The sequence below is a fragment of the Tepidibacillus decaturensis genome, assembly GCF_001561915.1.
In the GTDB taxonomy this organism is placed as follows: Bacteria; Bacillota; Bacilli; order Tepidibacillales; family Tepidibacillaceae; genus Tepidibacillus_B; species Tepidibacillus_B infernus.
The window spans coordinates 989,926-1,004,839 of sequence record NZ_LSKU01000001.1 but is presented as its reverse complement, the minus strand read 5'-3'; the positions used below and the strand labels follow the sequence as shown (position 1 = coordinate 1,004,839).

Annotated in this window: 16 protein-coding genes and 1 pseudogene; all 17 read right to left on the bottom strand. The window is 35.4% G+C overall.

The window, feature by feature from the left end; all coding sequences use genetic code 11:
* Positions 1 to 54: 54 nt before the first annotated feature.
* The 17 genes and pseudogenes from U473_RS04935 to U473_RS04860 all read right to left on the bottom strand — a co-directional run bounded on the left by U473_RS04935 (position 55) and on the right by U473_RS04860 (position 14,907).
* Positions 55 to 318 carry a YlzJ-like family protein gene (locus tag U473_RS04935; protein WP_235589067.1) on the bottom strand — a complete coding sequence of 88 codons (264 nt, stop codon included), beginning with the start codon at positions 316 to 318 and terminating at the stop codon, positions 55 to 57.
* Positions 279 to 1,037: a ClpP family protease gene (locus U473_RS04930; protein ID WP_068727473.1), complete on the bottom strand. Its 759-nt coding sequence runs from the start codon at positions 1,035 to 1,037 to the stop codon at positions 279 to 281. The genes U473_RS04935 and U473_RS04930 overlap by 40 nt, the downstream gene beginning before the upstream one ends.
* A 98-nt stretch (positions 1,038 to 1,135) precedes the next feature.
* Positions 1,136 to 2,815, bottom strand: coding sequence for a ribonuclease J1 (gene rnjA / locus U473_RS04925; RefSeq protein WP_235589066.1), 1,680 nt, complete (start codon positions 2,813 to 2,815; stop codon positions 1,136 to 1,138).
* A gap of 215 nt (positions 2,816 to 3,030) precedes the next feature.
* The gene (gene dapA, locus U473_RS04920; RefSeq protein ID WP_082732382.1) at positions 3,031 to 3,912 is read right to left on the bottom strand and encodes a 4-hydroxy-tetrahydrodipicolinate synthase; all 882 of its coding nucleotides are present in this window, start codon (positions 3,910 to 3,912) and stop codon (positions 3,031 to 3,033) included.
* A 7-nt stretch (positions 3,913 to 3,919) separates the two neighbouring features.
* On the bottom strand, positions 3,920 to 5,155 hold the full coding sequence (dapG, locus tag U473_RS04915) for an aspartate kinase (RefSeq protein ID WP_068723949.1): 1,236 nt from the start codon (positions 5,153 to 5,155) through the stop codon (positions 3,920 to 3,922).
* A 17-nt stretch (positions 5,156 to 5,172) separates the two neighbouring features.
* Positions 5,173 to 6,213: an aspartate-semialdehyde dehydrogenase gene (locus U473_RS04910; protein ID WP_068723946.1), complete on the bottom strand. Its 1,041-nt coding sequence runs from the start codon at positions 6,211 to 6,213 to the stop codon at positions 5,173 to 5,175.
* A 29-nt stretch (positions 6,214 to 6,242) separates the two neighbouring features.
* Positions 6,243 to 6,836 carry a dipicolinate synthase subunit B gene (locus U473_RS04905; protein ID WP_068723944.1) on the bottom strand — a complete coding sequence of 198 codons (594 nt, stop codon included), beginning with the start codon at positions 6,834 to 6,836 and terminating at the stop codon, positions 6,243 to 6,245.
* 1 nt (position 6,837) lies between these two features.
* A pseudogene (gene dpsA / locus U473_RS04900) lies at positions 6,838 to 7,733 on the bottom strand (dipicolinate synthase subunit DpsA).
* 132 nt (positions 7,734 to 7,865) lie between these two features.
* Positions 7,866 to 8,120: a YlmC/YmxH family sporulation protein gene (locus U473_RS04895; RefSeq protein ID WP_068723942.1), complete on the bottom strand. Its 255-nt coding sequence runs from the start codon at positions 8,118 to 8,120 to the stop codon at positions 7,866 to 7,868.
* A 120-nt stretch (positions 8,121 to 8,240) separates the two neighbouring features.
* Entirely contained in the window at positions 8,241 to 8,426 is a 186-nt protein-coding gene (locus U473_RS04890; protein ID WP_068723940.1) for an aspartyl-phosphate phosphatase Spo0E family protein, read from the bottom strand.
* A 34-nt stretch (positions 8,427 to 8,460) separates the two neighbouring features.
* Positions 8,461 to 8,904: a dUTP diphosphatase gene (dut, locus tag U473_RS04885; protein ID WP_068723937.1), complete on the bottom strand. Its 444-nt coding sequence runs from the start codon at positions 8,902 to 8,904 to the stop codon at positions 8,461 to 8,463.
* Positions 8,891 to 10,147, bottom strand: coding sequence for a M16 family metallopeptidase (locus U473_RS04880; RefSeq protein WP_082732573.1), 1,257 nt, complete (start codon positions 10,145 to 10,147; stop codon positions 8,891 to 8,893). The genes dut and U473_RS04880 overlap by 14 nt, the downstream gene beginning before the upstream one ends.
* A 52-nt stretch (positions 10,148 to 10,199) precedes the next feature.
* Positions 10,200 to 10,649: a polysaccharide deacetylase family protein gene (locus U473_RS14530; protein ID WP_235589137.1), complete on the bottom strand. Its 450-nt coding sequence runs from the start codon at positions 10,647 to 10,649 to the stop codon at positions 10,200 to 10,202.
* Between the two features lie 41 nt (positions 10,650 to 10,690).
* Positions 10,691 to 11,173, bottom strand: a complete 483-nt coding sequence (locus U473_RS14525) for a polysaccharide deacetylase family protein (RefSeq protein WP_153012001.1) — start codon at positions 11,171 to 11,173, stop codon at positions 10,691 to 10,693.
* 130 nt (positions 11,174 to 11,303) lie between these two features.
* Entirely contained in the window at positions 11,304 to 13,397 is a 2,094-nt protein-coding gene (pnp, locus tag U473_RS04870; protein WP_068723933.1) for a polyribonucleotide nucleotidyltransferase, read from the bottom strand.
* Positions 13,398 to 13,541: 144 nt separating this feature from the next.
* Complete coding sequence (gene rpsO / locus U473_RS04865) at positions 13,542 to 13,811, bottom strand: 30S ribosomal protein S15 (protein WP_068723931.1); 270 nt, start codon at positions 13,809 to 13,811, stop codon at positions 13,542 to 13,544.
* A 157-nt stretch (positions 13,812 to 13,968) separates the two neighbouring features.
* Positions 13,969 to 14,907, bottom strand: coding sequence for a bifunctional riboflavin kinase/FAD synthetase (locus U473_RS04860; RefSeq protein WP_068723929.1), 939 nt, complete (start codon positions 14,905 to 14,907; stop codon positions 13,969 to 13,971).
* Positions 14,908 to 14,914: the final 7 nt, after the last annotated feature.

Genomic DNA, 14,914 nt, shown 5'->3' with positions numbered 1-14,914 from the left:
CTAGGCTGCTTTTTATAAGCATTATAACATGGAAAACAAGGAAACAACAGGCAATTAATGAGAGTCAGAAAAATTAAAATAAAGAGTTTGACCAGGTTGATATTTGGGATTCAAATAATCTTGTGCCACAGGACTAATCAATCTAACAATTTTTGCCTGATAATCCGATGTTGGTTCTACAACCATTGTCATATGTCCCATTTGTACCTCTTTGTAGTTAAGTTTCATTTGATCAAATCCATCAAAAACGGTTTCAATTGGAATCGTACTATAAAAAATCATTGTACCACGCCCTGTCTTGCTTTCGTTTGTTTCCACTCAGCAATCCTTCTATTTAGTTCCTTAATCGCATCGCCAAGTCCACCAACAGCATCGATCAACCCGTATTTTACAGCATCCGTTCCTACAACATTAGTACCAATATCACGAGTTAGCTCACCTGTTTTAAACATTAGTTCCTTAAATTTTTCTTCAGATATTTTGGAATGTTGTGTTATGAACCTAACCACTCGATCCTGCATTTTATCTAAGTATTCAAACGTCTGTGGAACACCAATCACCAAACCCGTTAGACGTACAGGATGGATCGTCATTGTGGCTGTTTCTGCAATAAACGAGTAATCGGAACTAACTGCAATAGGTACTCCGATAGAATGGCCTCCCCCAAGAACAAGCGTTACGGTTGGTTTTGATAATGAGGAAATCATTTCGGCAATCGCTAACCCTGCTTCTACATCACCACCAACTGTATTTAATGTGATTAAAATGCCTTCAATTTTTGGATTTTGTTCTGCTGCAATTAATTGGGGGATAATATGTTCATACTTAGTTGTTTTATTTTGTGGTGGAAGCACAATGTGACCTTCTATTTGGCCGATGATGTTTAGGGAAAAAATATTGGTTTCTATACTTGGAACATTTGTCTGGCCAAGATTCTGAAGGGTATCCATTAACGTTTTTTGTTTTTGCTGTTCTTGCAGGTTTGGTTGTTCTTCTTCAGATTCTTCCATTGACGTTTTATTAAGATTTAATTCCATATTCATTTCCATTCCTCCTTATGTTTGTAGTATAACTGCAGTTACAAAAAATCATACAAAGGAAAAGAGCAACCATTTAATTTGGCTGCTCTTTTTTATTAAACTTCCATGATAATTGGTAAAATCATTGGCCTTCTTCTTGTTTGTTCATATAAGAACCTTCCTAATACATCTCTTACACTATTTTTTAATGAAGACCATTCATTCACGTTCTCTATCATTAATTTTTGTAAAGTGACAGTGACAAGGCGATTTGCTTCTTCTAAAAGTTCCTCAGATTCACGAACATATACAAATCCTCTAGAAATAATGTCTGGACCCGATAAAATCGTAGCATTTTGTTTGCTAAGTGTAACTACAACAACTAATATACCATCTTGAGACAATAGTTTACGATCTCTTAAAACAATATTGCCGACATCCCCAACACCTAATCCATCAATTAAGACATTCCCAACTGGAATCTTTGAACCATAACGGGCCTTACCGTTAGAAATCTCTATGGTATCCCCATTATCTAACAGAAAAATATTTTCTCTTGGTATTCCGATGGATTCAGCTAAATCAGAATGAAGGCGTAACATTCGATATTCACCATGAATAGGAATAAAAAATTTTGGGCGCATAAAATTTAACATTAATTTTAATTCTTCCTGGCTTCCATGACCAGAAACATGTACTCCTGAGATCGAACCACCATATATCACATTGGCACCGATTCTAAACAATTGGTCAACAGTTCGAGCGACATATTTTTCATTTCCCGGTATAGGGGTTGCAGAGATGATGACGGTATCACCAGGCATGATATCAAGTTTTCGATGAGTTGAACGTGCCATACGTGTCAAAGCGGACATTGGCTCACCTTGACTACCCGTTGATAAGATAACAACACGATCAGCAGGTAATTTATTAATTTCATCTACATCCACAATCATACCTTCAGGGACGTGAAGATAACCCAACTCAATACCGATATTCACAACATTCACCATGCTCCGACCTACAATGGTAATCTTTCTATCGTAGGCGATTGAAGCGTCAACAACTTGTTGAATTCGATGAATATTAGAAGCAAAAGTGGCCACAATGATTCTTTGTTTTGCTTTTCTAAAGACTTCACTAATGGACTCTCCCACTGAACGTTCTGATCCTGTATGTCCTTCACGTTCAGCATTAGTACTATCTGATAATAGAGCCAATACACCCTTTTTGCCAATTTCAGCCATTTTGTGAATATCCGCCATTTGATTATTTACAGGTGTCAAATCAAATTTAAAGTCCCCTGTATGTACCACAACACCTTCAGGAGTATCAATCACTACTCCAACAGCATCTGGTATGCTATGGTTCACTTTAAAGAATGAAACTTTTAATGCCCCCAATTGAATTTCCGACTCATTGTTCACTAAAATAAGCTTAGATTCACTGAGAATATTTGCCTCTTTTAATTTACTTTCTACAAGCCCGAGCGTTAATTTAGTTCCATATACCGGTACGTTGATCTCTTTTAAAACATACGATAACCCGCCAATATGATCTTCGTGGCCATGGGTTAGAATGATGGCTCTTACCTTTTCTTTATTTTCAACAAGGTAAGAAACATCGGGGATGACCAAATCAATTCCGAGCATCTCCTCTTCTGGAAACTTCAATCCAGCATCCACAACCACGATATCATCAGCGTATTGTATGACATACATGTTTTTGCCAATTTCGCCTAATCCGCCCAGAGCGAAAATAAGCAATCTTTCTTTATTGTTCTTTGGCAACTTCATACCTCCTATATTCAGTTGTAGTTACACAAAAAACCGCTCAAGTCACTTGAAGTTATTATACATGAATGAAAACATAAAAAACAAGTAATGTTTTTTTAAAAAAAAGTGTTCTTCTATTTACTATAGTATGACCAGCATTTTTTTTCTCATGAAGTTTTAGAACATAAAAAATAGGGATACATAGATCCCTAAAAATCAAAAATAATTTATTCGTTTTAGCTAATGGTTTTCGTTCTATTATAAATATTTGTAACAAATTGTATTTGCTCTCTAGTTACAGAGACTAAAGGTAATCTAACAGAACCAGCTTTTATTCCTATTTCTTCAAGTAATGCCTTAATTGGTGCAGGGTTTGAAGTAATAAAAATCGCTTCAAAAAGTGGTAATAATCTTAAATGCTCTAATGCTGCCTCTTTAACATTTCCTTTAAAATAATGATCAATCATTTCTTTCATTTCTTTACCAACTACGTGGCTTGCAACACTTACAATTCCATGACCTCCAATTGCTAATACGGGCAATGTTAATTTATCATCTCCACTATACAAATAGAAATCAGAAGGTACATTTGCAATGATTTCAGCCATTTGTGTTAAATCACCACTTGCCTCTTTAACAGCAACAATATTACTGATACTTGCCAATTGAACCATTGTTTTCGCCTGAATGTTGATTCCAGTCCTTCCAGGAATATTATAGATCATAATTGGCAATGCAGTTTCTTCAGCAATAGACTTAAAGTGTTGATAAAGACCTTCTTGGGAAGGTTTATTATAATATGGGGCAACTAACATTACACCGTCTACACCGATTTCTTCTGCCTTTTTTGTCAATTCGATAGACGATTTCGTATCATTCGTTCCTGTACCCGCAATTACTTTCGCTCTACCATCTACAAATTCAATAACCTTTTCAAAGAGTAACAATTTTTCATTCTTTGTTAATGTTGGTGATTCACCTGTTGTGCCAGCTACGACAATTGTCTCTGTACCTGTATTGATTAAATGATTCACCAAATTCTTTGTTTTTTCTAAGTCTATTTCTAATTTTTGATTAAATGGAGTAACCATAGCTGTGATTAATCTGCCAAAATCCACCTTGTTCTCACTCCTTTTCTGTTCCTATTTCAAAAAATTTATGATGCAAAGCCAACACGGCTTTTTCTGTGTCCTCTTGATGAACTAATACCCAAATTGTGGTATGAGAGTCAGCAGATTGCAAAATTTGAATATCCTTTTCCGTTAATGCTTCAACAATATATGCCATGACACCTGGAACACCTGCCATTCCAGCACCGATTATTGATATTTTTGCGCAATTTCTTGTAAGTTGTGGCATATATCCCATTGATTCTAAAATCTCGTTTGCCATATCTGCCACTTGATCATGAACAGTAAAAGCTACACCAACAGGATTCACATTGATGAAATCTACACTAATCTGATGATCAGCCATTGCTTTAAAAACTTTTAGTTGTAAGTCATATTGCCCCTCTTTAGCAAAAACTTTTATTTGTGTAATATTTGGAACATGAGCAATTCCTGTGATAATACGATCCTTGATATTAAATTGTTCTTTATTTTTAACTATCTTTTCATAGGAAGTAACCAATGTTCCTTCATCACAGGTAAATGTGGATCGAACACGGATAGGAATTTGTTTTTCCATTGCAATTTCTACTGCTCTTGGATGGATTACCTTGGCTCCTTGATAGGCCATATTACATATTTCATCATAAGTTACAGCAATTAGTGGTTCAGCATCATGTACAATTCTTGGATCTGCAGACATAATTCCATTCACATCGGTAAAAATATCCACCATATCAGCATTTAAAGCTACTCCTAATGCTGTGGCTGTCGTGTCTGACCCCCCACGACCCAAGGTTGTAATATCGCCAGATTCTGTCATACCTTGAAACCCAGTGACGATTACAACCTGATTTCGCTTTAATTCATAAAAAATCCGACTTGGTCGAATTGTTTTAATTTGTGCGTTAGAAAAATGATCATTTGTAATAATGCCTGCTTGCCCTCCAGTTAAAACAGTGTTCGAAACCCCTAATTGGAACATCATACTACTTAAAGTAGTAGCAGATATCACTTCACCACAATTTAATAACAGATCCATTTCTCTATTTGGCAAAGAATTACCATTCTCTTTAATATGATCAATTAGTGTATCAGTCGCATAAGGATCTCCCCTTCTCCCCATAGCCGATACCACAACAACGACCTGATGTCCTAATGAAAGTTCTTTTTGAATATGATAAATTGCCCTTAGCCTAAATTCTTTCGATGTAAGCGATGAACCCCCAAACTTTTGAACAATAATCCCCATTATTCCTTTACCCTCTTTTATTTTGCATTTTTTATGATTTCTTCAGCAATTTGTACTGCATTCCATGCAGCACCTTTTAATAGATTATCGGACACAACCCACATATTTAAAGCGTTTGGATGGTCAAGGTCTCTTCTTATTCTACCAACAAAAACTTCGAGTTTTCCAGCTGCATCAATTGCTAAAGGATATTCTTGTTGTAATGGATCGTCTATGACAACAACACCTGAAGCTGATTTTAATAATTCTATGACCTGTTTAAGATCATAAGATTGTTTTAATTCAACATAGACTGACTCAGAATGCCCATACACGACAGGTATGCGTACACAAGTTGCAGTTACTTTTATAGATGAATCACCAAAAATTTTCTTCGTTTCTCTTACCATTTTCATCTCTTCAAGAGTAAAGCCATTCTCTTCAAAAACATCAATTTGTGGAATCGCATTAAAAGCAATTTGTTTTTTTATTGGCAAAGAACCGACTGGTAAAATAGCTTTACTTACTTCTTCACCATTTAATACTTGTTTTGATTGCTGTTTTAACTCTTGAATCGCTTGATTACCAGCACCTGAAACTGCCTGGTAAGTGGAAACAATAATACGTTCGATCCCAAAATGATCGTACAGCGGCTTTAATGCCATCACCATCTGAATCGTTGAACAATTTGGATTAGCGATGATTCCTTGATGTTTAAAAATTTCCTCAGGATTAACCTCTGGAACCACCAAAGGTACATTGGGATCCATTCGAAAAGCATTGCTGTTGTCAATAACAATAGCCCCGCTTTGCGCGACATACGGGGCTAAGTATTTGCTTGTTTTTCCACCGGCACTAAATAAAGCAAAGTCGATATCATCAAAACTTTCAGGAGTTGCCTCTTCAATTACGACATCATGTCCTTTAAATGGAACAACTTTGCCTTTGGAACGACTGGATGCAAGTAATTTTAAACGATCAATTGGAAAGTTTCTTTTCTCCAATAAATGGATCATTTGTTGTCCAACAGCTCCCGTTGCCCCAACAACAGCCACATTGTATTTACTTTTTTTCCTCATCTTTTTCTCCTCCTAAAAGTTAAATATAATCAATATTTAAATTTTTCAACTAAAACAGGTTGGATTTGTTTATGATCTAATGCCTCTTCACAAGTATCTTTGATGAGATCCATTCTTGCTACTAAAGAGTTCGGTTTTTTTGTAGGAGAATCCTGCCCAAAAGGAACTAAAAAAATATTTTTAGTTGCTAATAATCGTCCAATATTTACGCCATTTAAACCTAAGCCATCATTTGTAGATACAGCAACAACGACTGGTTTTAGATTTCTTAGCTGCCCTTTTGCAGCCATGAGAACTGGTGAGTCAGTAATGGCGTTCGCTAACTTACTAACCGTATTTCCGGTGGCTGGCGCAATGACCATTAAATCTAATATTCCTTTTGGACCAACGGGTTCTGCCTCAACAATTGTCATAATGATTTGGTTACCTGTAATATCCTTTAACTGTTTCTGCCAATCTAATGTTGCTCCAAATCTTGTATCTGTAGTCTGAACAGCATAGCTTAAGATTGGAATCACATTTGCGCCTTCGTCTACCAGTTTTTTTATTTCCGGCATTACCTCTGCAAATGTGCAATGAGATCCTGTTAAGCCAAAACCGATCGTTTTCCCACGTAAATTCATTTTACTTTCCCCCTTGGTTGCCGAATTGTTCTAAAACTAATCTGGTGAGAACATTTGCTATAATCTGACCAGCTGTTTTAGGTGCAACGATTCCGGGTAACCCTGGGGCTAATAATGCTTTAATTCCTCTTTTTTCTGCATATCGAAAATCTGTACCACCTGGTTTTGAAGCTAAATCGATAATTAATGAATGATGTGGCATGGCCGCAATTACTTTTGCAGTCACAACCATTTCAGGGATGGTGTTAAATAGTAAATCAACATCATAAACCACTTGTTCTAACTGGCTTACGTAGAAAGGTACCATTCCCATTTCGTATATTCTAGCAATATGTTCTGGTCTTCTAGCACCTACTTTTACGTGGGCTCCTAAAGCCTGTAAAATTCTTGCTAAAGTAATACCCGTTCTACCGAAGCCCAAAACGATTGAATTAGAACCATGTATCGTAAAATCAGTATTTTGTATGGCCATCATTAAAGTGCCTTCTACTGTTGGAATTGAGTTATAGATAGCTACGTCATCACGATCCAATAATTCAACTAATTCTATTTGTAGGTCGTTGCATATTTTTTTAAGTAAGGTTTGGCCATACCTGTATAAATTTTAGCTTTTTTGGGAAGTTTTGATAAATGTTCCTCTGTAAGAACCAATTTTTTTTGACTAAAAATACTTTCAACATTTCCTTCTTCATCTGTACCAACAATCGGAAGGATCACTGCATCTACATTAAGAAAAATATCTGGTTCTAAGTCTTTTTGGTGAACTCCTACAAATTTACTTTCTAAGTTATCGAAGCCAATTAATGTGATTGTTGCATCCATTTCAATACATTTTTTAATAACTTCTAACTGACGAGCATCACCACCGACAAAAGCCATATGAATTTCCGTGAGCAATTTCAAGTTACCCCTTTCCAAACATTTTACTCGAAAAAAGCGAAATTGCAAAGTTGCTTATTTCTAAAACATCATATTCGATAGCCCAGAAAGTGGTGACATTCTATCATTTTATTTAGTAACCTTTAAGCATTATTCATACGATTTTACCCTGGCTTTTTTTTCTACGATAATCATTTCCGGCCCTATTTTTCGAATTGCATTCCAAGGAATATAAACTTCTTCTTTTTGTTTGCCTATGTTTAAAAAAGATGTTTTTGGCAAGACCATTGCTTCTATTTCTCCTGAATTAGGGTCAATAATTAACTCTGTATGTCCAACTGTTCCAATCCGCTCTCCACTGCTTAAATCAATAATTTCTTTGCCATTTAATTCACTAAAACGCATTACGATCCTCTCCTTTTTTCCATTTCTGTTCTCTTACTATGCAATATAAGTAAAAAAAGTACAAAAAAAGGACTTCCATCATGAAGTCCCTTTATAAATCTTCCACTTATTTTCTACATGCTATTTTTTGTTTGACAAAGACATATAAGTAAGGATTAACTCATCCAAACGTTTGCTCATTTGTAAAAGGTCATGATCCATCAGTATCTCATGATCTTCAATTGAATGATTTCCAACTTTACGATGTAATTGGTTGCGAAGATTCTCTATTTCATTAAGTAGATCCTCTGTCGTATCTTTTTTCATTTTTCTTCGCTCCTTTACCAATTTAACTTTGACCTTATTGGCCAGTATGACCGAATCCGCCTATACCTCTTGGTGTTTCGTTAATTTCTTCTACTTCTATTAACTCAACGGTAGGTAACTTCATAAAAACAAGTTGAGCAATTCGATCTCCACGTTTAATTTCAAATTCCTCCGTGCCTAAATGAATGAGAATAATCTTAATCTCTCCACGGTAATCAGCATCAATCGTCCCAGGAGTATTTAAAACAGTTATACCATGTTTTAATGCTAAACCACTTCGAGGCCTGACCTGTGCTTCAATTCCTGCTGGCATCTCTAACGCAAATCCAGTAGGTATTAAGATGCTTTTTCCTGGTTGCAAAAAAAGATTCTCTTTAACTGAAGCGAAGAGATCATAACCGCTAGCATATTCCGACATTTTCTTCGGAGTCGGTAAATCTTCATTTCCAGGTAACCTTTTTATTTTAATTTGGTACAAGAAAATCCCTCCTAAGTGTCGTAGGAACCTCTTCGTATGGACTAATCATAGCAAATGAAATAGGGTGATTAAAGACTTGTTTTATTACTTTTTCAATAGATTGCTGATTTACCTGATTTATTCGTTCGATGATTTCATCTAAAGAAGGATGTTTCCCCAATAAAAGCTCATTTTTCCCTAAACGATTCATTCTACTGTTCGTACTTTCCAGACTTAACATCAGGCTACCTTTTAGTTGTTCTTTTCCTTTTATGATTTCTTTCTCGTCAATTCCTTTTTGTTGAATAGAGAAAAGGATATCCTGAATAATATTGATCACTTCATTTACTTGGTTTGGAGCAGTGCCAGCATAGATCGTAAATAATCCACCATCCTGATAAGAGGAATGATAAGAAAAGACAGAGTAAGCTAAACCACGTTTTTCTCTAACCTCTTGAAATAGTCTGGAGCTCATACTTCCACCAATAATATTATTTAATAAGATTAGAGAGTAGATATCTGGGTCATTTACTGCTAATCCTGGTAAACCAAAGGTGATATGAGATTGTTCAGTTTGTTTCACTTTAATGATTTCACTAGCTTTAACTGTTGCAACAGAAATTTGTTCCTCTTTTCCATGGAGTTTAAATGTACCAAAAGCTTCTTCAATCAGTTCCACAATGTGTGGAGGAGTGTTTCCAGCAAGGGTAATAACCGTATTTTCTGTAGTGTATCTTTCATTCATATACTTTTGGATCATTTCTTTAGTAATGGTATGTAAGACCTCTTCAGTTCCCAAAATTGAATAACCAAGTGGATGGTTTCCGAAAGCTGCATTAGAAATGAGATCATGAATTTGATCATCTGGTGTGTCTTCATACATCTTTATCTCTTCTACTACTACATTTCTTTCCCTATTTAATTCTTCTTGATCAAAAGTAGAATGAAAAAACATATCAGATAATACATCTAAGCCAACTTCTAGATGTTCATCTAAGACTTTTGCATAGTAACAAGTATATTCTTTAGAAGTAAAGGCATTTACATGCCCGCCAATTGAATCAAACACCTCTGCAATCTGCTGAGAAGTACGATTTTCTGTCCCTTTAAACAACATATGTTCAATAAAATGAGAAATCCCATTGTTCATTGGATTTTCATTTTTTGATCCAGTCTTTACCCAGATCCCCATAGCCACTGACCGCACTGTAGGGATCTTCTCAATGACTACTCTTAAACCATTTGTTAATGTATATCTTTTTATCACGTAAATCCTCCTATACAGGAAAAATCTTCAGACTGTGAATATAACTATATCAAAATTTAGGAGATGACTCAACAGAAAGAACTCTTTTTGAAGATAGAGTTTCTTTAACTGGACTGATTATTAACCCTTTTTTCTTTATTTCCCTTATCAAAGTTGGTAAAGCTTCTGCAGTCGATTTTGTAGGATGCATCAGGATTAAGTACCCATTTTGTACCTTTGGAACGATCCGATTGATAATCGTTTCAGGCGAGGGTTTCTTCCAATCTACCGTGTCAACTGTCCATAAAACAGTATGAAGTTTTAATTCATGAGCTATTTTAACTACTCTCAGGTCGTAATCCCCAGAAGGTGGGGCAAAGTATTTAGAAGATTGATTTAATGTTTGTTGAATCAGTTTCTCTGTCTTTAAAATTTCTTCACGGATTCTTTCATTGCTGATTCTACTCATCTGCGGATGAGAGTAAGCATGATTACCAATTTCATGCCCATTAGCAGCTATCTTCTTTGCAACATTTGGATTTTTCTTTAACCAACTACCATCTAAAAAAAGGTAGCTTTTACTTGTTCCTTATTTAAAATATCTAGCATCGACTCTAAATATTCTGTGCCCCAAGCCACATTTATCATTAACGATACCATTGGCTTCTCTGGATTCCCTCGGTAAATAGGGTGGTTCCCTAATTGATCTATCCCATTTTTCGGCTCAATTTCTAACCAGACATAAGGAATTTTATCGTTTGCTTGTAAATCTTGTTTCTCAGCCAATTTTAAGGTAGTTTCTTCATCTACAACTAATCCATTATAACCGGGGATTAACTTCCAAATTTTATCTATTTTCGGTTCAATTGGATTGATATTGTTTTTGATCGCGTAATTATGAATTACTTTTCTTAATTTTTCTGTTGACTCCTTACTTGGCTGCTTTATCACACTTATATAAGAGTTAATTAGTTTATAATTAGCAATACTGAAAAATAGGGTAAACATTATTAAGAGAATTACAGTCATTTTAACCCATTTCATTAGACATCCCCACTCCCCTTATTCAATACATTTTATTGAGTGGTGTCCTAAATTAAAACCAAAAAATTCTTCTTACTTCATCAGTGAAATAAAAAAGAGACAGAATAAAATCTGACTCTTCCAAACTTCTTTAATCTTTTTGTTCTTGTTCTTTTAAAATCGCTTTCCTAGATAGATTGATTCTACCTTGATTATCGATTTCAGTCACTTTCACCATAATTTGATCTCCAACAGAAACTACATCTTCCACTTTTTCAACTCGTTTTACATCTAACTGTGAAATATGAACCAATCCTTCTTTACCTTGGAACAATTCTACAAAAGCTCCAAACTTCTCTATTCTTTTTACTGTTCCTAAATAGGTTTGTCCTACTTCAACTTCTCGAACAATGTCTTCAATCATCTTCTTAGCTTTCTCATTTAAGACAGGATCTACTGAAGCAATATAGACTCGACCATCTTGTTCAATATCGATTTTTACCCCAGTTTCTTCTATAATCTTATTGATAATACGGCCACTAGGACCGATCACATCCCTTATTTTGTCAGGGTTGATTTTTAAAGTGGTTATTTTAGGTGCATATTCTGATAATTCAACATTTGGTTTATCGATAGTAGCTAACATTTTTTCTAAAATAAATAATCTTCCGATCTTTGCTTGTTCCAAAGCTTTCTTTAGAATTTCACGATCAATCCCACTGATTTTAATATCCATTTGTAAAGCAGTTACCCCAGTGCTTGTTCCTGCCACTTTAAAATCCATATCTCCTAAATGGTCTTCCATTCCTTGAATATCAGTAAGTATAGCAACTTGATTTCCTTCTTTTACTAATCCCATTGCAATACCAGCTACAGGGGCTTTAATTGGAACACCAGCATGCATTAATGCTAAAGTGCTTGCACAAATACTTGCTTGTGAGGTAGAACCATTTGATTCTAATACTTCAGATACTAAGCGGATTGTATATGGGAATTCGTCCTCAGGAGGAATAATTGGTTCTAATGCTCTTTCCCCTAATGCCCCATGACCAATTTCTCGTCTTCCTGGTCCTCGCAATGGTCTGGCTTCACCAACACTATAAGGTGGAAAATTATAGTGGTGCATAAATCGTTTAGATTCTTCAAGGTCTAAACCATCAAGAATTTGCACATCTCCTAAAGCACCAAGAGTACATACACTTAAAGCCTGTGTCTGTCCACGAGTAAATAATCCTGAGCCATGAGTACGTGGTAATAATCCGATTTCACATGAAATAGGTCTAATTTCGCTTAAATTCCTTCCATCAGGCCTTTTTCCTTCAAAAAGAATAAGTCTTCTAACTTCTTCTTTTACAATATAATGGAGAATTTCACTGATCATACCTAATTGTTCTGGATAGGTTTCGGTAAAATATTCAATTGTTTGGTTCATCACTTGGTCAATTGCATCTTGTCTAGCTTGTTTTTCTTCGACTTGTATAGCTTGTACTAATTGGTCTTTTGCATATTCTTTAACCACTTGCTCCAAATGTTTATCAATTTGATGAAGTACCACTTGCATCTTTTCTTTTCCAATTTCATTAACGATATTTGATTGGAATTGAATGATTTCTTTAATTTTTTCATGACCAAACATGATCGCTTCTAACATGACTTCCTCTGGTACTTCTTTTGCTCCTGCTTCAACCATATTGATAGCATCTTTTGTACCAGCGACTACTAGATGGATATCACTTTTTGCTATCGCTTCAACCGTTGGGTTAATAATAAATTGACCATCAACACGTCCAACAATCACGCCAGCAATTGGTCCCATAAAAGGTATATCTGAAATAGATAAGGCTACTGATGTCCCAATCATAGCCGCGATTTCTGAGGAACAATTTGGATCGGCAGACATGACTGTTGCAGAAATTTGAACATCATTACGAAATCCGTCTGGGAAGAGTGGTCTTATTGGTCTATCGATTAATCGAGATGCTAAAATCGCTTTCTCACTTGGTCTTCCTTCTCGTTTAATAAACCCTCCTGGAATCTTTCCTACTGCATAAAGGCGTTCCTCATAGTTTACGGTTAACGGGAAGAAGTCTAGGTCTTTAGCATCTTTTGAGGCTGTAACCGCGACTAAGACAGCGGTATCACCATATCTTATTAGAACAGCTCCGTTTGCTTGTTTGGCTAATTGACCTGTTTCAATAATAAGAGGTCGTCCAGCCAAATCCATTTGGTACACTTTTTTATCCATTACTAGATTGCCTCCTTTCAAATTTCAACATGAACTTCGACGTATTTCATATTATTTCCTTCTCTTGCATTATGTATTTAGATTTTGTTTGTGCTTTCTTTTCATTCAAAAAAAAGCGGGATTAACCCGCTTTTTTTAAAAAAACTATCTACGTAATCCTAACTTAACAATCAATTCACGATAACGTTGAATATCTTTTTCTCTTAAATAATTTAAAAGATTACGCCTTTGACCAACCATCTTCAATAACCCACGACGTGAGTGATGGTCTTTTTTATGAGTACGAAGATGTTCATTTAAATAATTGATTTTTTCAGTAAGGATAGCGATTTGAACTTCTGGAGATCCAGTGTCTGTTTCGTGTACTTTGTACTCATCGATCAATTGTTGTTTACGCTCTTGATTAAGTGCCATCCTAATTCACCTCCTTTGTTTTTACAGCCTATTCCCAGAGAAACGTTGGTGAATCGTTAATCCGAGAAAAGGTCACTACTAATTGCTTCAAGTTGAAACAACCATTACAGAGTATAACATAATTAACGATATAAAGTAAAGTAAAGGAAAGGAAAGATTAAATCATAATATTTATCATTGCCTTTTTTGCTTGTTCAATATCATAAGTGATCTGTTTTTTTAATTCATTTAAGTGATTGAACTTTTTTTCTTCACGTAAAAATTTAATCACTTCAATCTCTAATACTTGACCATAAAGATCCCCATCAAAATCGATAAGATAAACTTCATAGGTAGGAAGGTTCTGATCATCAGAAAAAGTTGGTTTATAACCAATATTCATGACCCCTGCGTAAGAACGACCATGATACTGAGTTTTGACTACATATACTCCTTTTCTAATGGTCAAATACTCTTCAAGTAATTGCAAATTTGCTGTGGGAAAACCAATCGTCCTTCCCCTTTTATCTCCATGTACGACCCGACCAGAAAAGGAATAATTTCTACCAAGTAGTTGATTTGCCAGTTCCACTTGTCCAGATAACAAATAATCTCTAATTCTTGAACTGCTAATTTTCCCAATGTCATCTTGGAAAGCATGTACTACATCAACAGAAAATCGACCTTGGTTTAAGTTCCGTAAAGTTTCAGGATTACCCATTCCCATATGACCGAATTTAAAATCAAACCCAACAACTACCCCTTTTACATTGAGTTTAACTAAAAATTCATTTACAAATTCCTCAGGTGTGATTCTTGAGAACCTTTTGGAAAAATGGACAACATAACTTAGATCAACATTCATTTTTTCAAATTGTTGAAGTTTCATTTCTAGTGGGGTAATCTGATCTATTTTTTTATCGTTGCTAATGACCTCTTTTGGGTGAGGGAAAAAGGTCATTACACCACAAAGAAGATCATATTGTTTTGCGATTTGACAGGCCTTTTTAATCACCTGTTGATGGCCTTTATGTACGCCATCAAAATAACCAATAGCAATTACACTAGGTTGATACCTGTCTAGTGTAAGTGGATAAGAAAGCTGTAAGACCTTCATAAACGTC